Source organism: Streptomyces sp. SudanB52_2052 (genome assembly GCF_964272415.1).
GTDB classification, from domain to species: Bacteria; Actinomycetota; Actinomycetes; order Streptomycetales; family Streptomycetaceae; genus Streptomyces; species Streptomyces olindensis.
Genome location: NZ_OZ186796.1, coordinates 4,917,532 through 4,936,530 on the forward strand (window position 1 = coordinate 4,917,532; position 18,999 = coordinate 4,936,530).

General features: G+C 70.0%; 19 protein-coding genes and 1 pseudogene. 8 read left to right on the forward strand and 12 right to left on the reverse strand.

The features are described 5' to 3' along the window. Positions 1-177: 177 nt before the first annotated feature. Positions 178-1,252 (reverse strand): annotated as a pseudogene (locus tag ACSUPV_RS21805) (RNA-guided endonuclease InsQ/TnpB family protein). 345 nt (positions 1,253-1,597) lie between these two features. On the opposite strand from ACSUPV_RS21805, the gene ACSUPV_RS21810 reads away from it, so the two are divergent. Both ACSUPV_RS21810 and ACSUPV_RS21815 read left to right on the forward strand, forming a co-directional pair. Further along, entirely contained in the window at positions 1,598-1,804 is a 207-nt protein-coding gene (locus ACSUPV_RS21810; protein ID WP_436948257.1) for a hypothetical protein, read from the forward strand. A 171-nt stretch (positions 1,805-1,975) separates the two neighbouring features. Beyond that, complete coding sequence (locus ACSUPV_RS21815; protein WP_436948259.1) at positions 1,976-2,905, forward strand: LysR family transcriptional regulator; 930 nt, start codon at positions 1,976-1,978, stop codon at positions 2,903-2,905. Position 2,906: 1 nt separating this feature from the next. On the opposite strand, the gene ACSUPV_RS21820 is transcribed toward ACSUPV_RS21815, so the two are convergent. Both ACSUPV_RS21820 and ACSUPV_RS21825 read right to left on the reverse strand, forming a co-directional pair. Beyond that, positions 2,907-3,104 (reverse strand): DUF397 domain-containing protein, encoded by a 198-nt coding sequence (locus ACSUPV_RS21820; protein ID WP_382617948.1) that lies wholly within the window; start codon positions 3,102-3,104, stop codon positions 2,907-2,909. After that, positions 3,101-3,934 carry a helix-turn-helix domain-containing protein gene (locus ACSUPV_RS21825; RefSeq protein WP_382617947.1) on the reverse strand — a complete coding sequence of 278 codons (834 nt, stop codon included), beginning with the start codon at positions 3,932-3,934 and terminating at the stop codon, positions 3,101-3,103. The genes ACSUPV_RS21820 and ACSUPV_RS21825 overlap by 4 nt, the downstream gene beginning before the upstream one ends. Before the next feature lie 248 nt (positions 3,935-4,182). Between ACSUPV_RS21825 and ACSUPV_RS21830 the strand changes: the two genes are divergently transcribed. Both ACSUPV_RS21830 and ACSUPV_RS21835 read left to right on the forward strand, forming a co-directional pair. Beyond that, positions 4,183-5,031 carry a hypothetical protein gene (locus ACSUPV_RS21830; protein ID WP_031121654.1) on the forward strand — a complete coding sequence of 283 codons (849 nt, stop codon included), beginning with the start codon at positions 4,183-4,185 and terminating at the stop codon, positions 5,029-5,031. A gap of 84 nt (positions 5,032-5,115) precedes the next feature. Then, positions 5,116-7,173, forward strand: a complete 2,058-nt coding sequence (locus ACSUPV_RS21835) for a pectinesterase family protein (RefSeq protein WP_382617944.1) — start codon at positions 5,116-5,118, stop codon at positions 7,171-7,173. Positions 7,174-7,230: 57 nt separating this feature from the next. Here the strand turns inward: ACSUPV_RS21835 and ACSUPV_RS21840 are convergent, their stop codons facing one another. The 3 genes from ACSUPV_RS21840 to ACSUPV_RS21850 all read right to left on the reverse strand — a co-directional run bounded on the left by ACSUPV_RS21840 (position 7,231) and on the right by ACSUPV_RS21850 (position 11,515). After that, a complete protein-coding gene (locus ACSUPV_RS21840) occupies positions 7,231-8,253 on the reverse strand; it encodes a glycoside hydrolase family 5 protein (protein ID WP_436948261.1) in 1,023 nt (340 codons plus the stop codon). Between the two features lie 162 nt (positions 8,254-8,415). Further along, complete coding sequence (locus ACSUPV_RS21845) at positions 8,416-9,639, reverse strand: LmeA family phospholipid-binding protein (protein WP_037759315.1); 1,224 nt, start codon at positions 9,637-9,639, stop codon at positions 8,416-8,418. A 58-nt stretch (positions 9,640-9,697) separates the two neighbouring features. Continuing rightward, entirely contained in the window at positions 9,698-11,515 is a 1,818-nt protein-coding gene (locus ACSUPV_RS21850; RefSeq protein WP_037759316.1) for a bifunctional metallophosphatase/5'-nucleotidase, read from the reverse strand. A 145-nt stretch (positions 11,516-11,660) separates the two neighbouring features. Between ACSUPV_RS21850 and mshD the strand changes: the two genes are divergently transcribed. Then, the gene (gene mshD / locus ACSUPV_RS21855) at positions 11,661-12,587 is read left to right on the forward strand and encodes a mycothiol synthase (RefSeq protein ID WP_436948264.1); all 927 of its coding nucleotides are present in this window, start codon (positions 11,661-11,663) and stop codon (positions 12,585-12,587) included. A 100-nt stretch (positions 12,588-12,687) separates the two neighbouring features. Here the strand turns inward: mshD and ACSUPV_RS21860 are convergent, their stop codons facing one another. After that, positions 12,688-12,963, reverse strand: a complete 276-nt coding sequence (locus tag ACSUPV_RS21860) for a hypothetical protein (protein WP_436948266.1) — start codon at positions 12,961-12,963, stop codon at positions 12,688-12,690. 135 nt (positions 12,964-13,098) lie between these two features. On the opposite strand from ACSUPV_RS21860, the gene ACSUPV_RS21865 reads away from it, so the two are divergent. The 3 genes from ACSUPV_RS21865 to ACSUPV_RS21875 are packed head-to-tail and all read left to right on the forward strand — an operon-like array spanning position 13,099 to position 14,314. After that, positions 13,099-13,923 (forward strand): helix-turn-helix domain-containing protein, encoded by an 825-nt coding sequence (locus ACSUPV_RS21865; protein WP_436948268.1) that lies wholly within the window; start codon positions 13,099-13,101, stop codon positions 13,921-13,923. After that, complete coding sequence (locus tag ACSUPV_RS21870; RefSeq protein WP_037759325.1) at positions 13,920-14,123, forward strand: DUF397 domain-containing protein; 204 nt, start codon at positions 13,920-13,922, stop codon at positions 14,121-14,123. Before ACSUPV_RS21865 ends, ACSUPV_RS21870 begins: the two co-directional genes overlap by 4 nt. Beyond that, positions 14,120-14,314, forward strand: coding sequence for a DUF397 domain-containing protein (locus ACSUPV_RS21875; protein WP_436948270.1), 195 nt, complete (start codon positions 14,120-14,122; stop codon positions 14,312-14,314). Before ACSUPV_RS21870 ends, ACSUPV_RS21875 begins: the two co-directional genes overlap by 4 nt. A gap of 29 nt (positions 14,315-14,343) precedes the next feature. On the opposite strand, the gene ACSUPV_RS21880 is transcribed toward ACSUPV_RS21875, so the two are convergent. From ACSUPV_RS21880 to ACSUPV_RS21900, 5 genes are all read right to left on the reverse strand, one after another. Further along, positions 14,344-15,801, reverse strand: coding sequence for a HAMP domain-containing sensor histidine kinase (locus ACSUPV_RS21880; protein WP_436948272.1), 1,458 nt, complete (start codon positions 15,799-15,801; stop codon positions 14,344-14,346). Next, entirely contained in the window at positions 15,798-16,535 is a 738-nt protein-coding gene (locus tag ACSUPV_RS21885; RefSeq protein ID WP_037759328.1) for a response regulator transcription factor, read from the reverse strand. Before ACSUPV_RS21885 ends, ACSUPV_RS21880 begins: the two co-directional genes overlap by 4 nt. 105 nt (positions 16,536-16,640) lie before the next feature. Then, on the reverse strand, positions 16,641-16,817 hold the full coding sequence (locus tag ACSUPV_RS21890; protein ID WP_436948274.1) for a hypothetical protein: 177 nt from the start codon (positions 16,815-16,817) through the stop codon (positions 16,641-16,643). A 20-nt stretch (positions 16,818-16,837) separates the two neighbouring features. Then, positions 16,838-17,836 (reverse strand): S1C family serine protease, encoded by a 999-nt coding sequence (locus tag ACSUPV_RS21895; RefSeq protein WP_037759329.1) that lies wholly within the window; start codon positions 17,834-17,836, stop codon positions 16,838-16,840. A gap of 99 nt (positions 17,837-17,935) precedes the next feature. Further along, positions 17,936-18,958 (reverse strand): LacI family DNA-binding transcriptional regulator, encoded by a 1,023-nt coding sequence (locus ACSUPV_RS21900; protein WP_078650687.1) that lies wholly within the window; start codon positions 18,956-18,958, stop codon positions 17,936-17,938. Positions 18,959-18,999: the final 41 nt, after the last annotated feature.

The window sequence follows — 18,999 nt, forward strand, 5'->3', positions numbered from 1 at the left end:
GTTACGGAGACATGACGTGCGGGATAGCGGGGGGCGGCTCGCGGGCGTCCACAGGCCCGGGGCGGGGCGCGGGCGGCTGCCCACAGGCTGTGGACGGCTCCTCCCGCCGCCCGCCGGCGCCGGCCAAGCCGTGCTTTCTTGAATCCTCCCCTCCCTGAGGGGGAGGGGATTCCTGGCTCAGGCAGCCTCCTGGAGCAGCGCTCCAGGAGGTCTTGCGCCATCAGCACCAGCCGGGTTGAGACCAGCCCGGAGGAGCATCACGCGTGCGGAGTTCTTGTCCCGTGGGGAGACCGCCCCGCATGCGGTGCAGGTGTAGGTGCGCTCACCCAGCGGCAGTGCATGCTTGGCTCTCGACATGCAGTTGGCGCAGTCCATTGTGGTGTGCGCGGGGTGAACCAGGCGGACGTCACGCCCGTGCTTGCGGCCCATCTCCAGCAGAGCGGCCTTGCGGGCCATCGTGCTCTTGGCAAGAAACCGGGGCTTGAAGTCCTCGACCGCGATGGCGTCGTGGTCGCGGACCACCCTCTTGGCCCACTTACGGCCGGTGTCCTGGCGCTGCCGGGCCACCTTCTTGTACGCCCTCGCCCGCAGTTTTTTCGCCTCGCGGTAGCCCTTCGATGCGGGCTGGCCCTTCTTCGGCCTGCGACGGGCCATCATCCGGTCATACCGGATCAGCTTCGTGCCGGCCTTCCTGCCATGCTGGGCATGGGGCAGGTCGTGCGCGTCGGACGTGGTGGTCGCGGTCTGTCTCACACCCCAGTCGACACCGAGCACCCGACCGGTCTCCGGCAAGGGCTCGACGGCCGCAGGGAGGACGAAGGAGCCGTACCAGTGCCCGAGACTGTCCTGGTACACACGCACCGAGGACGGCTCAGCCGGCAGCTCCCGCGACCACACCACCCTCACCACGATGCCCCCGGCCAGGTGCAACCGGCCGTCCTTCAACCGGAAGCCGCGCCGGGTGTAGTTCAGGGTCGGCAGCGCCTCGCGCTTCTTCTTGTACGTCGGCATCCCCACCCGGCGCGCCACGGGCAGACGTTCCTTGATGTCCTTGTGCGCCTGGGCGCGGAATCGTCCTCCGGGCCTCGGTCAGCATCCGGTCGAGCTGCGCCGGGCCGCACGTCTGCTTCTCCCCCGTCTCCCGGTTGTGCAGGTACACGGCCCTGGACTTGGCGACACACTCGTTCCACAGCCAACGGCACCGGTCCCACTCCGCCACCAGCGCCGTCCGGGCAGCGCAGGACAGACGCAGCCGGAAGGTGTAGCGGGCATGCCCGGCCCCTCCACGTACGCCATCGCGCTCCCTCTCGTCATGACAAGGCGTCCCGAACCCTGCAAAGGACCATACGTACGATCGCCGTACGCACGTCCACAAATCCCGCGTCCATCACCCCGACCAGCGACAACAGGCACACGCGTTCGCATCACAAGAGAAACATCGGACAGCCCTACGGGCGCTCCGCGCTCAGAACGGGACACGGCGACGCTCCGCGTCGTAACACCCGGGATGCGATTCATCCCCGGCGTGAACGCCGGAGCATACTCGCAAGAAACAGGTTGAACCGTTCGGGCCGGGCGGGTCCTCGTCGTCCCGGCCGTGGCGGCCTGGTGGACGGTCGCGCTGCTGCTCGTACCGCCGGACATCCGGCCGCCGGTCGCCGCCCTGACCCTGGAGGCCGGTGCGACCTTCGTGCTGGCGGTGGCCGGTGCGGCGGCCATGGTGCGCTTCAGCGACCTCACCCGGCCCGGACCGCCGGCCGCGGCCGGCCTGCTGACCACGGCGCTGCTGGCCCTGCTGTTCTGACCGGGACGCTGGGCGCTGTTCGTACCGGTCGAGGACGACCGGTGGGCGGCGGCGCACGACCGGTGGGCGGTACTGCTGGCCGGGGCGGTGGTGGCGGGCGTGGTGTGGGTGACGGAGCCGGTGCGCCGATGGTCCTTGCGGCGGGCCGGGCCCCGTCAGGAGCATGCACCCGTGGACCTCAAAGCCGTACGGGCCTTCGTCGCGATCGCCGACTCCGGGCAGTTCCAGAAGGCCGCCGTGGACCTGTCCCTCACCCAGCAGGCCGTGTCCAAGCGGATCGCCGCGCTGGAGAAGGACCTCGGGGTGCGGCTGCTGGTCCGTACACCCCGGGGCGCGGAACTCACCATCGACGGACAGGCCCTCCTGCCCCACGCCCGCGCCCTGCTCCGGGCGGAGGAACGGGCGGTGGCCGCGGTACGCCCGGGGGACCGCGCGCTGCGCGTGGACGTCGTGGGCCGCAGGGCCGCCACGGCCGGCCTGGTGCGGGACTTCCACCGCACCCGCCCGGACATCACGCTGGACGTCATCGCGCTGTTCGGCGCGGACGCGGCGGTGACGGCCGTGCGGGACGGGGCGGTGGACGCCACGTTCCGCGCGGTGACCATGCCCGGGCACCGGCTGCCGGACGGCGTCTCGGCGGTTCCCGTCCTGGACGAACCACTCCGCCTGTGCGTCGGCCCCGACCACGAGTTCGCCGACGCGCCCTCGGTCACTGCGGCGCAGCTGAAGGGGCAGCGGATCTGGATGCCGGGCAACACGCCGGGCACGGAATGGTCCGCCTACTACGACGAACTCGCCGAGACCTTCGGCCCGACCATCGACACCATCGGCCCCAACTTCGGCATCGAGGCGCTCCTCGACACCATCGCGGACTCCCCGACCCTGGCGACGTTCCTCAGCGAACGCACGCCCCTGGTCTGGCCGGCCGACCACGACCTACGCCTCGTTCCGGTGATCGACCCGACCCCGGTCTACCCCCACTCCCTGCTCTGGCGAACGGACAATCCCCATCCGGGCCTGGCAGCACTCCGGGACCACCTGGTGGCCACACGGCCGAGGTTGACGGAGGGGGAGGTGTGGAAGCCGGGTTGGGCGAGGTGAGTCAGCCCTTCACTCCGCTGAGAAACGCCGCCCACGGCTCCGACCGGAACACGAGCACGGGGCCGTGCGGCGTCTTGCTGTCGCGGACGGGGACTATGCCGGGGTGGTTGTCGGCGACTTCGAGGCAGTTCGTCCCGCCCCCGTCGCTGTAGGAGGACTTACGCCACACAGTGGTGCTGGGGTCAGGTGTTTGGCTCATGATCTGTACTCCTCCAGAAGGCGCTTCATGAACGCCGTCGATTCCGCCGGGGTCAGCGCCGCGTCCCGGGCGAGATCGTAGGACAAACGGAAGCGCAGCACCTTGTCCGGATCATGGATCAGTTCGCCGTAGCCGATGCCCTCCGTCCAGGCAACGGGATCACCGACGCGTTGCCAGAAGAGCCAGAGGTGACTGTCCATGAGGTCGTGCACGCCCGCTGTGAAGGGGAGTACCTGGATGGCGACGTTCGGCAGCTCCGCCGCGTCCACCAGGTGTGACAACTGCTCTGCCCACACCTTCGCGTCGGGGACCGGCCGCCGCAGCGCACCTTCGTCCAGGATCACGCGCACGTTCGGTGCGGGGTCGCGATAGAGCAACTCCTGCCTTCCCATGCGCGCGGCCACCTGTTCCTCGAGTTCATCGCCGTTGCCAGCTGTTGTCTGGGCTCCAGACAACCCTGACAACACCGTGCGGGCGTAGCCCTCTGTCTGCAAGAGACCCGGCACCCTGAGCTGGAAGAGCCACATGATCCGTGCCGACGCCTCAAGGTCCATGAACGCCTTGTACTTGTCCTTGATGACCTCCCGTCGCGCCTCGCGCCACTCCCGAACCAGCAGGTCACCGGAGCCGTAATAGCTGTCCAGGTCCTCCATGACCGTCCGCTTGGAGAGCCGGTCCCCCTTCTCCAGACGGCTCAGGTAGCTCTTGTCGTAGCCGGTGTCCTCGGCCAGTTGCCCGAGCGACTTGCCCTCCTTCTCCCGCAGAAACCGCAGCGTCCGACCGAGCGCGGCACGCCCGGACTCTTCCGGTACGTCAACGACTTGGTCCACGTCACCCCTCCCCGTCGCCTGACCCGCCAGGCAACACCTGGCCTCTTCCGCAGCGTACGCGCGATCAGTGACGATCGAGACACGAACGGTAATCACGGCCCCCGCCCGTCCTCATGCCCACAAAGCCGGACAGTTGCCCCCAGCCAGCTGTCAATGTCCTGTCATACCCGTCGGTAGCGCGAACTCCCGCCTCTCATCTGACATCTTCATCGCCGTCAGAGAACCGCAAGCAGGAGTGAGCCCCCCACATGCGACTCACACGCAAGTCAACTCTCAAGAAATGCGGCGCAGTTGCCGCCTCCGTCGTCCTCGCCATAACCGGTCTGCTGGCCGGCGCGGGGACCGCCACCGCCGGGCCCGCCGGGGCCACCAACATCCGGGGCGTCGACCCGGGTGACACCGACCGGATGATCGAGCGGCTCTGCAGCCAGGAGACGAGCCTCACCGGCGTCTACGGCGCCCTGAACGTCGACACCGGTGAGTTCAAGACCCGCGACGAGTACCTGCGGGACGTCTTCGGGCTGTGGAAGCCCGCCGGGCCGTGGGAGTTGTTCCGCGGCTGGTGTGGATACGCCGAGGCCTCCACCTGGTCGATCAAGGGCGACACCGTCCGCACGTCCCGGTGGATCGGCAACAAGGGGTCCGCCGACGACAAGGAGACCTTCGTCAGCAGCTACAGCACCAAGACCTTCGCCAAGAAGAGCGTCGGCGGCACCATCAGCCTCTCCCTCGCCAAGAGCATCTTCTCCGGCACCGTGGGCGGCAGCGCCGGCTACGAGTGGGGCTGGGAGAAGGAGTCCCGGTTCGAGACCCGCAGCGAGAAGACCATTCCGCCCTGCCGGCAGGTCGCCGTGACCTGGACGCCGTACCAGCGCGTGGTGCGCGTGAACCCGGTGTTCTACGTCGAGGACTACGAGTGGAACAAGGGCAACGGCGACCGGACCGTGCACAGCTGGCGCGACCGGGGCTACCGCACGATCTACTCGCACGGGTACTACATCGACGGCATCTCCGACAAGCTCCTCCCCAACGGCCAGCCCGACGGCCGTGAGGACAAGATCGAGGAGAAGCTCGACCCCAAGTCCTGCACCCAGTAAACGGCTTGGGCAAGGCGGCAACCTTTTCGTGCGGGGCGGCGACCCCACCGCGGATCATCCCCCCGCACGGAACGGATTCGCCGCATGAGTGAGCCGCGCAGCACCCCCCGCCACCGCAGAAGCCGCACCGCCCTGGCGGTCGGGGTCCCCCTGGCCCTGACCGCCGCCGGCACCCTCGCCTACGGCACCGACCTCGGCGTCCTCGGCCTCACCGCGCAACAGGCCTCTGCCGCCGCCCCGTCCTGGGCCGCCGACACCGCCGACGGGTTCGCCTCCGTCAACTCCCTCGGCCAGAACGGGACGTACGGCGGGCGCGGCGGTCAGGTCGTCACCGTGAAGACGCAGGCCGAGCTGGAGAAGTACGCCACCGCGACCCAGCCGTACGTCATCGTCGTCGCCGGGGCCATCACCATGAACCCGGTCGGCAAAGAGATCAAGGTGCAGTCCGACAAGACCATCGTCGGGGCCGGGACCTCCGGGCACATCGTCGGCGGAGGGTTCTTCCTCGGCCAGGGCGTACACAACGTCATCATCCGGAACCTGACCATCCGGGACTCGTACCAGGGCGTCTGGAACGACAAGGACCACGACTTCGACGCGATCCAGATGGACGGCGCCCATCACGTGTGGATCGACCACAACGACCTGCGGCACATGGCCGACGGGCTCATCGACGTCCGCAAGGACTCGACGAACGTCACCGTCTCCTGGAACAAGCTGAGCGACAACAACAAGACCTTCGGCATCGGCTGGACCGAGAACGTCAAGACCGACATCACGATCCACCACAACTGGATCCGCGAGACCGAGCAGCGCAACCCGTCCACCGACAACGCCGCCCACGCGCACCTCTACAACAACTGGCTGGAGGACGCGCCCGGCACGAGCATCAACTCGTCGTACGGGAACTACTCGCGCGGCGCGACCAAGATGGTGCTGGAGAACTCCTACTTCCAGGGCGTGAAGAACCCCGTCATCAAGGACAGCGGCGCCGCCGTCGTGCAGCGCGGCAGCGTCTTCTCCGGGACCAGCGGGCGCAACGAGACCGGCGGGACCGCCTTCGATCCGAAGGCCTACTACCCGTACACCCTCGACAAGGCCGCCGACCTGCCGTCGATCCTCAAGTCCGGTGCCGGGCCCCGCGCCTCCCTCGGCACGACCGCCGCTTCCCCCAAGGCCGCCGCCGCGACCACCCTCACCGTCGCCAAGGACGGCAGCGGGCAGTACACGAGCGTCCAGGCCGCCGTGAACGCCGTGCCCGCCAACAATCCCTCCCGTGTCGTCATCGCCGTGAAGCCGGGGACGTACCGGGAGCTGGTGAAGGTGCCCTCCAACAAGCCGCACGTCACCATCCAGGGCACCGGCGGCAGCCGCAAGGACACGACGATCGTCTACAACAACGCGTCGGGTACGCCGAAGCCCGGCGGCGGCACGTACGGCACCGGCGGCAGCGCCACCGTCGCCGTCGAGGCCGACGACTTCCAGGCGCGGAACCTGACCATCTCCAACGACTTCGACGAGAAGGCCAACCAGAACCTCAACGGCCACCAGGCCGTGGCGCTGCGGACCGCCGCCGACAAGGTGTTCCTCGACGGGATCATCGTCAGCGGCGACCAGGACACCCTGCTCCTCGACACCGCGGCCAAGGACCGGCTGGGCCGCGTCTACGTCAGCAACTCCTACGTCATCGGCAACGTCGACTTCATCTTCGGCCGGGCCACGGCCGTCGTCGACAGGTCCGTCATCACGCTGAAGAAGCGCTGGGACGGCACCTCGGCCGGGTACGTCACCGCGCCGAGCACGGCCGCCAACCGCAAGGGCATCCTGATCGCCAACTCCACGGTGAACGGGGACGTCTCGGCCGGCAGCTTCTACCTCGGCCGGCCCTGGCACGCGGGCGGTGACGCCTCCCTCGACCCGCAGACCACCGTCCGCAACACGAACCTGAGCAACGCGATCAAGTCGACCCCGTGGACCGACATGAGCGGCTTCTCGTGGAAGGACGACCGGTTCGCGGAGTACAAGAACAGCGGTGCGGGCGCCGGTTCGGCGAGCTCGAACCGGCCGCACCTGACCGATGCGCAGGCCGCCGACCAGGAGGTCGCGGACTGGCTCGCGGGCTGGACGCCCTCGGCGTCCTGACGGCTCCCTTCCGGGTTCGGCTGACCATCCGCGCCGAACCCGGAAGGGCCACCACCCCTACTGCTTCCAGGCGTAGTGCAGCCGGTCCAGGCCGCTCTGGTTGTTCACCGTCAGGCTGAGGTTCGTGCCCGTGCCCTGGAGCGTGGTGAGGGAGTAGGTGTCACCGTTGCGCAGGCCGGGCCAGTAGACCGAGCCCAGGCCCAGCTCCCGGATGGTGTCGGTCGCGGCCTGGATGTACGCGACCTCGTTGGAGCCGCCCACCGGGCCGTTGTAGTCCAGGCCGGTGGTCATGGAGGCGCCGAACTCGTCGAGGATCGTGCGCGAGGCGCAGTCCCCGATGCGGGCCTTGAAGTCCTGCTTCCACTGGTCGACGCTGGTCCAGTCGGTGTGCCAGAAGCCGTAGTTGTGCAGGGCCAGGCGGGTGCCCTTCAGGCGCGGGTCGGCGCAGACCGGCTTGACGTCCTCGCTGTACTTGTAGCCGCCGATCAGGACCCGGTCGCGGGGCACGTTGTTGTGGGTGGTCACCCACTTCGCCGCTATGTCGGTCCACTCCTGCGCGGTGTAGCCGAACGGCTCGTTCATCGGCTCGAAGTACACCTTGGAGTTGCGGGCGTAGGCGGAGGTGAGCCGCGCCCACATCTGGTCCCAGGACGCCTGGTTGTCGATCTTGCCGTCCTTGGCGTTGTCGGCCTCCCAGTAGCCCAGGATGACCTTGAAGCCCTTGGCGGTGGCGGCGTCGATCGCGCCCCGGTACGACTTCCAGAACGGGCCGTTCACCGAGCTCGGGTTGACCGGGAGGCGGACGGTGTTGGCACCCAGCTCGGCGAAGCCGCCGATGATCGCCCGGGACTTGGCGTAGGTGGTGGCGTAGCTGTCGGAGGTGGACAGGCCCGAGGGCACGACCGCGTCGTCGGCGTAGTTGTCGCGCGGGTCGGCCCAGTTGACGCCCTTGAAGTCGCTGACGGGCGGCGGTGCGGTGGGGGAGGCGGCCGCGGGGGAGGCGAGGACCCCGCCGAATGCCGTGGCGCAGGCGAGCAGCGCCCCCAGGCCGGCTGTCCCCCGATGAGTCTTTCGTGACACGACGTCCCCTTCTGAGCAGTTGCGTGCGCGAGAACTCGCGTACTGATCGGCGGCTCGTTGGCTCCCGCAAAGTAGAAGAGGGGCCGAACAGAGGTCAACACATCTGCACACCAAATCTCATCAAGAACGCAGCCGTGCCCCGCTGTCGGCCGTCGGGCCCGGCTACGACCCCACCGAAAGCCCCGACCCCGACACCCGCACCCGGATGCCGTCCTCCTCCACCCGTACGTCGTCCAGCCGTACGTTCCCCTGCTCCGGCTTCGGCAGTTCGAACGCCAGGGACAGCCGGTCGGCCAGGACCGGGCGGGTCAGCCCGGACAGGGAGTCGAGGAGGTCGGGGTCGAGGCCGAGGCGGCGCAGCACCTCCGGGTTGTCCAGGGCCAGGTCGATGAGGTTGAGCTGTTGGGCCTGGCGGGCGAAGCGCGGGGAGCCGGTCAGTTCGGTGAGCTTGCCGTCGTCGGCCAGGGCCTCGCGGACCGTCGCCTCGGGCACGCCCATGCGCTGCACGATGGCCGGGACCGACAGCAGCGCCCTGGCCTTGCGGGTCTCCCGGGCCAGGTCGGCGCTCCCCCGGGGCGTCAGGTGCAGGCCCTCGGAGGCGCGGGTGCCGGGGCGGTAGGTGGCCAGGTCCCCGATGTCCAGGCGCATGCCGCCGATCTCCGTCGCGATGCCCCGTTCCCCCTGCCGCTGGATCCGGGCCTCGGCCCGCAGCCGCAGGTCGTGTCCGGCGACCGGCAGGGTGCCGCGGGCCCGGACCCGGTCGCGGCCCTCGCCGGTGAACGTCACCTGGGAGGCGCCGAGTTCGCGGTTGAGGTCGGCGAAGGACAGCAGGACGTCCCCCTCGAAGCGGGGGACACGGGCGCCGCGCACGGAGGTGAGCCCGTCGGCGTCCAGCCGGATGTCATGGGCCGTGGCCGACACCTTCGCGAGCGAGACCCGGTCGGCGGCGACGTCCGGGACGGTCACCTTCACCGAGTCCAGCCGCTTGTCGGCGAGTTGGGTGAGGAAGGGGAACCCGCCGATCTCCACCTCGGGCGCGGCCGCGAGGTCCAGGCGGTCCTTGAGCGTGTCGGCGGCCCTGTGCTCGGCGTACAGCACGGCCCAGCGGTCGCCGAGCGCGGTGAACGCGGCGAGCACGGCGAGGCCGACCACCGCCTTCACCGCGAGCGGCAGTCCGGCGAAACGATTCTTCCTTCGACGGCCGCCCCGGCGGTGCACCGGTGGGGCCCAGGCGTCCTCGGCGGCCTCCTCGGAGCCCTCGGGGTCCCAGGATTCCTTCCGGAACTCCTCCAGAGGGGTCTCCTCCAACGGCCCGTCGTCGAGGGCGCCGAGTTCCTCATAGGGGTTCGGACGCGGATGCGCATCAGTGTGGTGGGGGGTACGCATCGATCCATCCGACCATGCGCACCGCCCCCACCCGCAACCTGAACTCCAGGTATGCGATTTACTTCACGATCGTGATCCGGTCCGCCTTCGGCGGTGCGAGCGGGCTGCCGGCCGAGGAGTTGGCCGTCAGGTACTGCTCCAGCGCGGCGAGGTCGTCGCTGCCGACGACGTCGTTGGTGCCCTGGCCGAGCGTCGGGAAGCCGTCGCCGCCGCCCGCGAGGAAGCTGTTCGTCGCGACGCGGTAGGTGGCCGCCGGGTCGATGGCCGCGCCGTTCAGCCGGATCGAGTCCGTGACGACCCGGTCGGCACCGGACTTGGTGAGGTCCAGCGTGTAGGTCAGGCCGGACGAGACCTGGAGCACCTTCGGCGACGCGGCGTTCGCGCCGGACACCTGCTCCTTGAGCACCTGGATCAGCTGGGCGCCCGTGAAGTCCTGGAGGTTCACGGTGTTGGCGAACGGCTGGACCGTGAAGCCCTCGGCGTACGTCACGACACCGTCGCCCTCACCGGCCTTGGCCGCGTAGGTCAGCGGTGCCCGGATGCCGCCGGGGTTCATCAGCGCCAGGTCGGTCTCCGGGTCGAGCTGCTTGCCGTGGGCGAGCTGGGCGTCGGCGATGAGGTCGCCGAGCGGGGACTCGGTGCCCGTGTTGCCGATGTCGCCGGAGATGTAGCCGATCGGGCGGTTGCCGATGGGCGCGGCCAGGGCGTTCCACTTGCCGATCAGCTCGGTCATGTCGGGCGCCTTGGGGACGTCCCGGGTGACCACGTGGTTCGCCGACTTCACGGCCGTACGGGCGATGTCGCCGGTCAGCCGGTCGTACGTCAGCGTCGTGTCCGTGTAGAGACGGCCGAAGGACGCGGCCGAGGTGACCATGCGGGGCTTGCCCGCCGGGTCGTTGATCGTGCACACGTACGGGGCGTGGGTGTGCCCCGTCACCAGCGCGTCCACCTGCGGCGTGATGTTCTTGGCGATGTCCACGATCGGGCCGGATATGCCGTCGCCCGCGCCCGGGGCGTCGCAGTCGTAGTTGTACGACGTCGACGCCGGGAAGCCGCCCTCGTGGATGAGGGCGACGATCGACTTCACGCCCTGCCGCTGGAGCACCTTGGCGTACTTGTTGATCGTCTCGACCTCGTCCTTGAAGGCGAGGCCCTTGACGCCTTCGGCGGAGACGATGTCCGGTGTGCCCTCCAGGGTCACGCCGATGAAGCCGACCTTGACGTCCTTCTTCTTCCACACCCAGTAGGGCTTGAGGATCGGCTTCTGCGTCTTCTCGTCGAGGACGTTGGCGGCCAGGTAGGGGAAGTCGGCGCCCTCGAACTCCTCGTCCGTGTAGCAGCCGTCCTTCGGGTGGCAGCCGCCGTACTGCAGACGGGCCAGCTCCTTGGCGCCCTCGTCGAACTCGTGGTTGCCGACGGAGGTGACGTCCAGGTCGAGCTTGTTCAGCGCCTCGATGGTCGGCTCGTCGTGGAAGAGGCCGGAGATCAGCGGGGAGGCGCCGACCATGTCGCCGCCGGCGGCCGTGATGGAGTACTTCTCGCCCTGGCGGGCCTGCCGCAGGTGCGTGGCGAGGTACTCGACGCCGCCCGCGTCGATGGTCTTCGTCGTGCCGTCGTGCTGGTGCTCGGTGACCCGGCCGGACGAACCCGTCGGCGGCTCCAGGTTGCCGTGCAGGTCGTTGAAGGACAGCAGCTGCACGTCCTGGTAGCGGCCGGGCCAGTGGCCGCCCGTGCGGTGGTCCTCACCGGCGGTCGCCGCACCCGGCAGCGCCGCGGCGGCCAGCGCGCCGGCGGTGACGACACCGGCGGCAAGAGCGGCAAAACGGTACGTACGACGTCTCCGGCGCTCCGGATGCGCCGCGGAACTGGCTGGCATACGCCCCCCTGTGGGTCTGCTGGGACAGTGATGTCGTCCGGCGCAGCCTAGAGTCAACGCGCGTAGCGCGACAGGCCCTTCGTGGTTACGACCTGGTTGCTTCTTTGCCGCCGATTTGCCGGTGGCTCCCCGTACCCTCGTACGCATGACCAGCGACGACACCGTAAGGCCCGGCCGCCCCCGCTCGATCGAGACCCTTGCCGCGCTCTCCGCGGAGCAGACCGAGGCCGTGCTCGGACTGCTCGCCGAGGCGGCCCGGACCGACGGGCAGCAGGCGGTGTCCGAACAGGGCCGGTTGCAGTTGCGCGGCGGGGAACGGGAGGGCGTGTCCCATCTGCTGCTCACCGTCGACGGCGAACTCGTGGGCTATGCCCAGTTGGAGGACACCGACCCGGTGGAGCCGCCGGCCGCCGAGCTGGTCGTCCACCCCGGGCACCGCGGGCACGGGCACGGCCGGGCGCTCGGCTCCGCGTTGCTGGCCGCCTCCGGCAAGCGGCTGCGCGTGTGGGCGCACGGCGGCCACTCCGCCGCCCGGCACCTCGCCCAGGTCCTGGGCCTCACGCTCTTCCGCGAACTGCGCCAGATGCGACGCCCGTTGACGGACTTCGACGCACCCGAGCCGGTGCTGCCGCCGGACGTCACCGTCCGCACCTTCGTCCCCGGCCAGGACGACGCGGCCTGGCTCGCGGTCAACGCCGCCGCCTTCGCCCACCACCCCGAGCAGGGCTCCCTCACCCAGCGCGACCTCGACGACCGCAAGGCCGAGCCGTGGTTCGACCCGGCGGGTTTCTTCCTCGCCTTCCGCGGCGACGAACTCGTCGGCTTCCACTGGACGAAGGTGCACGCCGAGGAGGGCCTGGGCGAGGTGTACGTCCTCGGGGTCGCCCCGGGGGCCCAGGGCGGCGGCCTCGGCAAGTCCCTCACCACGATCGGGCTGCGGCACCTGGCGGGGCGGGGGCTGCCGACGGCGATGCTGTACGTCGACGCCGACAACAAGGCGGCGGTGTCGGTGTACGAGCGGCTGGGCTTCGCGACGCACGAGGTGGACCTGATGTACCGGACGGAGACGTGACGGTGCCGGGGAGCTGTGGTGTGGCTGCAGTGTGACCATGGCGGACAACACGACCATTCAGGGCCCAGGGCGGGAGGCATGCTCGGCGTCCACTGACCTGTCACCCGTCGCCCTCGGCGATGCGCTCGCCCCGGCTCACCGCGATGCGGAGCGTGTCACCCAGGGACTCCACGGCCCTGACGAGTGCGAAGCGCACGGCGCGTTCACCGGCCTTGGGGTCACCCAGCACGGCCCTGGAGCCGGCGAGCACCTGCTCCGCGGAGGCCAGTTGGGCGGCCTCGATGTCGTCGGCGAGCTGGGAGAGCAGGCTGTGCGGGTTGTCGGTGCTGAGGTAGCAGGGCTTGCCGTCGGTGTCGGTCCAGGGGAGCAGTCTCATATGGCGGTGCCCTTCGGCGTGAGCAGGGGGATGACGAGCGGTGATTACCGTTCGTGTCTCGATGGTCACTGATCGCGCGTACGCTGCGGAAGAGGTTCGGTGTTGTCTGGCGGGCAGGCAACGGGGAGGGGTGACATGGGGGAGAAGGTTGACGCTCAGCCGGTCTCCGGGCGGGCGATGCTCGGGCAGACGCTCAAGGTCCTGCGGGAGAAGGCCGGGAAGTCACTGGGGCAGCTGGCCGACGAGACCGGGTACGAGAAGAGCTACCTGAGCCGGCTGGAGTCCGGGGAGCGGCTGTCCAAGATCACGGTCATGGAGGACCTGGACGGCTACTACGGCACCGGTGACCTGCTGCTGAGCCACTGGAAGGCGGCTCGGCTGGACGCGTTCAAGGACCAGTACAAGGAGTTCATGGCGCTGGAGGCGACGGCGCGGATCATGTGGAAGTACTCGCTTGGCATTCCAGGGCTCCTGCAGACCGAGGACTTCGCCCGAGGGGTGTTGTCTGGGGCTCAGACAACGGCTGCCGGCGAGGAGGCCGTCGAGGAGCAGGTTGCGGCACGGCTCGGGCGTCAGCACCTGCTGCGGCAGAAGCCGGAGCCCGAGGTTCGGGTCATCGTCGACGAGTTCGCGCTCCGACGCCCCGCCGCCCAGGGCAAGACCTGGGAGGATCAGCTGCTGCACCTCGAGACCGCCGCGTTGTGGCCCAACATGGCGCTCCAGGTACTGCCGTTCTCGGCGGGAGCGCACCACCATATGAACGGATCGCTGACCCTGCTCTGGCAGTTGGACGGAAGCGCTGTTGCCTACACGGAAGGCAACAGCAGCGGTCGGCTGATCGAGGATCCGGGCGAGGTCCTTCGGGAGCGAGCGTCCTACGATCGGCTTCGCGACCTGGCGTTGTCCCCGTCGGACTCGCTCACGTTCATCAGGGACGTACGGGAGGAGCACCGATCATGACGAACACCCCCGACCTCACCACCGCCGTGTGGCGCAAGTCGAGCTACAGCGACGGGGGAGACAACAACTGCCTCGAAGTCGCCGACAACCACCCCGGCATAGTCCCCGTCCGCGACAGCAAGACACCCGCGGCCCGCCCACTGCTCTTCTCCGCCGCGTCCTGGTCCGCATTCGTGCGCGGCGTGCGGGAGACCGCGTGATCCCCGACCTCACCACCGCCGTGTGGCGCAAGTCGAGCTACAGCGAAGGGGGAGCCAACGACTGCCTCGAAGTCGCCGACGACCACCCCGGCATAGTCCCCGTCCGCGACAGCAAGCAGCCGCACGGACCTGTGGTCGTGTTCGGCGCACAGCCCTGGGCGTTGTTCCTGGCCGGCGTCAGGAATCCGTGACACCGCGCTGACCTTGACGGTCGTTTCCGTCAAGGCACCTCCGGCGGAGGCGTGGGCGCCCCCGGCAGTCGTACCGTCGCCACCGTGCCGCCGGTCTCCGCCGGGGACAGGGACACGTCGCCGCCCGCCTGCTGGACCGTGCGCGCCACGATCGACAGGCCGAGGCCCGAGCCGGGCAGGGCTCGTGCGCTGGGGGAGCGCCAGAAGCGGTCGAAGACGTGGGGGAGTTCGTCGGCGGGGATGCCCGGCCCGTGGTCGCGGACCGTGAGGACGCCCTCGGTCAGCCGGACCTCGATCGTGCCGCCCTCGGGGCTGAACTTCACGGCGTTGTCGAGGATGTTCACCACCGCCCGCTCCAGCGCGGTCGGTTCGGCGCGCACGAACCACGGCTGTACGTCCGCCGTGATCGTGAGTTCCGGGCCGCGCAGCCGTGCCCGCCGCAGCGCCGAGTCCACGATGTCCTGCCAGGCGACGATCTGGGTCCGGCCCGAGTGCTGGCCCGTGTCCGGGCGGGACAGTTCCTGGAGGTCGCCGATGAGCGCGGCCAGCTCCGTCATCTGCGCCTTCACCGAGGCGAGCAGCGCCTTGCGGTCCGCCTCCGGGATGGGGCGGCCCGTCTCCTCGCTGCGGGTGAGGAGTTCGATGTTGGTGCGCAGTGAGGTGAGCGGCGTGCGGAGTTCGTGGCCGGCGTCCGCGATGAGCTGTTGCTGGAGTTCCCGGGAGCTGGCCAGGGCCGAGGTCATCGAGTTGAAGGAACGGGAGAGGCGGGCCACCTCGTCGTCGCTGTCGTCGTCGACGGGGATGCGGACGTCCAGGTCCTCCGTGCGGGCCACGTGCTCGACGGCTTCGGTGAGTTTGTCCACGGGGCGCAGGCCCGCCCGAGCCACCGTGAGGCCGGCCGCCCCGGCGCCCACCACCCCGATGCCCGACACCAGCAGCAGGATCAGCGCCAGTTCGTTGAGCGTGGACTCCGTGCCCTTGAGGGGGACCGCGATGACCAGCGCGTAGTCGGCTGCGACGCTCTGGTCGAACGGGCTTTCCTTGACGATGACCGCCGTGGTCAGCACCCGCACCGAGTTGCCGTCGCTGTCCTTGCCGTTGCGCAGCCGGGCCGTCCTGGGGTCGGGATCCTTCGCCACGGCCTTGTCGGCGCTCGTGACCCGCACCTGCGGCATGTTGTTGCTGAACAGGCAGACCCTGCCGTCCACCCGCACCAGCTGCGCGTACGTCTGCGGGCGGGGAGCGCCGCCGAGCGTGCTGGACGGCGTCTGGGGGCATGTCCTGACCAGCGCCTCGAAGTCGTCCTCCAGGATGGTCCGGTAGGACGACTTCAGGTCCCCGTCCACCTGGTCGTACAGCTTCCCCTGCACGATGAACCAGCAGGTCACCGACACCGCGGCCACCGCGAACGCCACCGCCGCCGCCACCAGCAGCGCCAGGCGCGACCGGATCGGCAGCGAGCGGAAGCGGCGTACGACCTTGTTCACTCCGCGCCGCCCTGCCGCAGCACGTAGCCCACGCCCCGCACGGTGTGCACGAGCCGCGGCTCGCCGCCCGCCTCGGTCTTGCGCCGCAGGTACATCACGTACACGTCGAGGGAGTTCGACGACGGCTCGAAGTCGAAGCCCCAGACCGCCTTGAGGATCTGCTCCCGGGTGAGGACCTGGCGCGGGTGCGCCATGAACATCTCCAGGAGCGTGAACTCCGTGCGGGTCAGCTCCACCGGGCGGCCGCCCCGGGTGACCTCGCGCGTCGTGAGGTCCATGCGCAGGTCGCCGAAGGTGAGGGCGTCGTCGTCGCCCGCGCCGCCCGCGCCCACGGCCGCCGCGTAGGAGCTGCGGCGCAGCAGCGCGCGGATGCGGGCGAACAGCTCGTCGAGTTCGAAGGGCTTGACCAGGTAGTCGTCGGCACCCGCGTCCAGGCCCGTGACGCGGTCCCCGACCGTGTCGCGGGCCGTGAGCATCAGGATCGGGGTGGTGTCGCCGGTGGCGCGGATGCGGCGGGCCGCCGTCAGGCCGTCCATGCGGGGCATCTGGATGTCGAGCACGAGCAGGTCGGGGCGGTAGGCCGCGGCCTTCTCCAGGGCGTCCGCGCCGTCGACGGCGACCTCCGTGTCGTACCCCTCGAAGGCGAGGCTGCGCTGGAGTGCTTCGCGTACCGCCGGCTCGTCGTCGACGATCAGGATGCGCTGCGTGTCACGGTCGCCGTCTGCGGGGCTCATGGGTCGGGGTTCCTCGGGTGTGAAGGGGGAGGGGTGCTCTGACGCTCTCAGCCTCGCACGACCGCGGGCGGGGCCGGGAGGAGCGCAGGGCCCTTCTGGCGGGGCTCAGCCCCGTACGGTGCGGCGCCGGGCGGTCCGGTGCTGGTGGGTGGCCCCGGTGGAGGCGGGCGCCACCTCGGGCGCCCGGGCCGTCGGCGCGTGCAGTGCGTACGCCACCGCCAGGGCCAGCGCTACCCCCGCCGGGTCGGTGCCGGGCTGCGTGTGCGCGACCTGCTGGATCATCGCGGTGCTCCTCGTACGACTCAGTCGGTGGCGCCGGCCCGCAGCTTGGCGAGGTCGGCCTTGACGGTGTTGATCGGGATGGCGAAGCCCAGGCCCACGCTGCCCGCGTCGGAGGACGAGGAGGCGCTGCCCGTCGGCGAGTACATCGCGGAGTTGATCCCGATGATGTTGCCGTTCATGTCGATCAGCGCGCCGCCGGAGTTGCCCGGGTTGAGGGACGCGTCGGTCTGCAGCGCCTTGTACGTGGTCGTGTCGGAGCCGGTGTCGCCGTTGAACTGGCGTCCGCCGAACTCGAACGGCCAGCCGTCGCCCTGCTGGTACTGCTGCTGCCCCTGGTCCTCGTCGGTCGGGACGGTGACGTCACGGTCGAGCGCCGAGATGATGCCGCTGGTCACGGTGCCGGACAGCCCCTCGGGGGAGCCGATCGCCACGACCTGGTCGCCGACCTGGACGCCGGAGGAGTCGCCGAGCGTCGCCGCCTTCAGGCCGGAGGCGTTCTCCAGCTTGATCAGCGCCAGGTCCTTCTTGCTGTCGGTGCCGACGACCTTGGCGGTGTACGACGTGCCGTCGCTGGTCGTGACCTTGATCCGCGAGGCGCCGGATATGACGTGGTTGTTGGTGACGATCTCGCCGTCGCTCGTGATGATCACGCCGGAGCCGGTGGAGGACCCGGCGTTGGAGTTGGCGTTGATCTCGACGATGCTGGGGCTGACCGCCTTCGCGACTCCGGCGACCGTGCCCTTCTGGCTGGACGGCACCACGTTGGTGCTGGTCGAGCTGGAGGCGACCGTGTCGTTGCCGGTCAGCTCCTGGATGCCGTAGGCGGTGCCGCCACCGATCGCCGCGGCGACGATCGCCACCGCGGCGATCAGGGCGACGGGGCCGCGGTTGCGCTTCTTGGGCTGCGGAGCTGCCGGGGCGTGCGCCGGCGGGGGCGGCCACTCGGGGTTCACCGGGGCCTGCTGCTGACCCTCGTAAGGGTTCTCGTACTCGCCACTGCGGTGGAAGCTCTCGGTCATGGAACCGAGCTTGTCGCCCGACCATGAGAGCTTCCTGAGTGCTCGCTGAGAAGCCCGACAGAACCTCGTATGCCCGATATAAAGACGCCCGGGCCAGGGTCAGGCGCAGCCGCAGGACTGGCGGACCACCAGCCGTGACGGGAACACCTTCAGCCGCTCCCGCCGGGCGCCCGCGACCCGCAGCCCGTCGTCCAGGACGAGGTCCACCGCGGCCCGGGCCATCGCCGGGCGGTCGGAGGCGATCGTCGTCAGGGGCGGGTCGGCCAGCGCCGCCTCCTTGATGTCGTCGAAGCCGGCCACCGCCAGCTCGCCGGGGACGTCGATCCGCAGCTCGCGCGCCGCCCGCAGCAGGCCGATGGCCTGGTCGTCGGTGGAGCAGAAGATCGCCGGCGGCCGCTCGGGCCCGGAGAGGATCTTCAGGGCGGCCTGGTAGGCGTCGTAGCGGTTGTAGAGGGCCTCGAAGAGGCGGCCCTCGGTGGAGATCCCGGCGTCGTCCATCGCGCGGCGCCAGCCCTCGACGTGGTCGGAGACCGGGTCGCCGACCGCCGGGGTCTCCGCTATGCCGCCCATACAGGCCACGTACTCGTAGCCGTGCTCCAGCAGGTGCTGCACGGCGAGCCGGGCGCCCCCGAGGTCGTCCGTGACGACGGCGACGTCGTCGATGGCCTCGGGGCGTTCGTGCAGCAGCACCACCCGGGCGTCCCAGGCCTCGATCTCGGCGGCGGCCAGGTCGTTGAGCGCGTGGCTGACCAGGATGAGCCCGGAGACCCGCATCCCGAGGAACGCCCGCAGGTAGTGGACCTCGCGCTCGCCCACGTAGTCCGTGTTGCCGACGAGCACCATCTTCCCGCGCTCGGAGGCCGCCTGCTCGACCGCGTGCGCCATCTCCCCGAAGAAGGGCTGGCGGGCGTCCGGGATGATCAGGCCTATGAGATCCGTGCGCCGCGAGGCCATCGCCTGGGCCACCCGGTCGGGCCGGTACCCCAGTTCCTTGATCGCGGCGAGGACACGCTCGCGCGTGGCCGGGGCGACCGGCCGGGGTCCGTTGTTGATGACATAGCTGACCACGGCAGTGGAAGTCCCTGCCAGCCGCGCCACATCATCCCGAGTCACCTTGGCCACGCGCGGAGTCTACGCGGATATACCCGCTCTGGGCAGGGCGT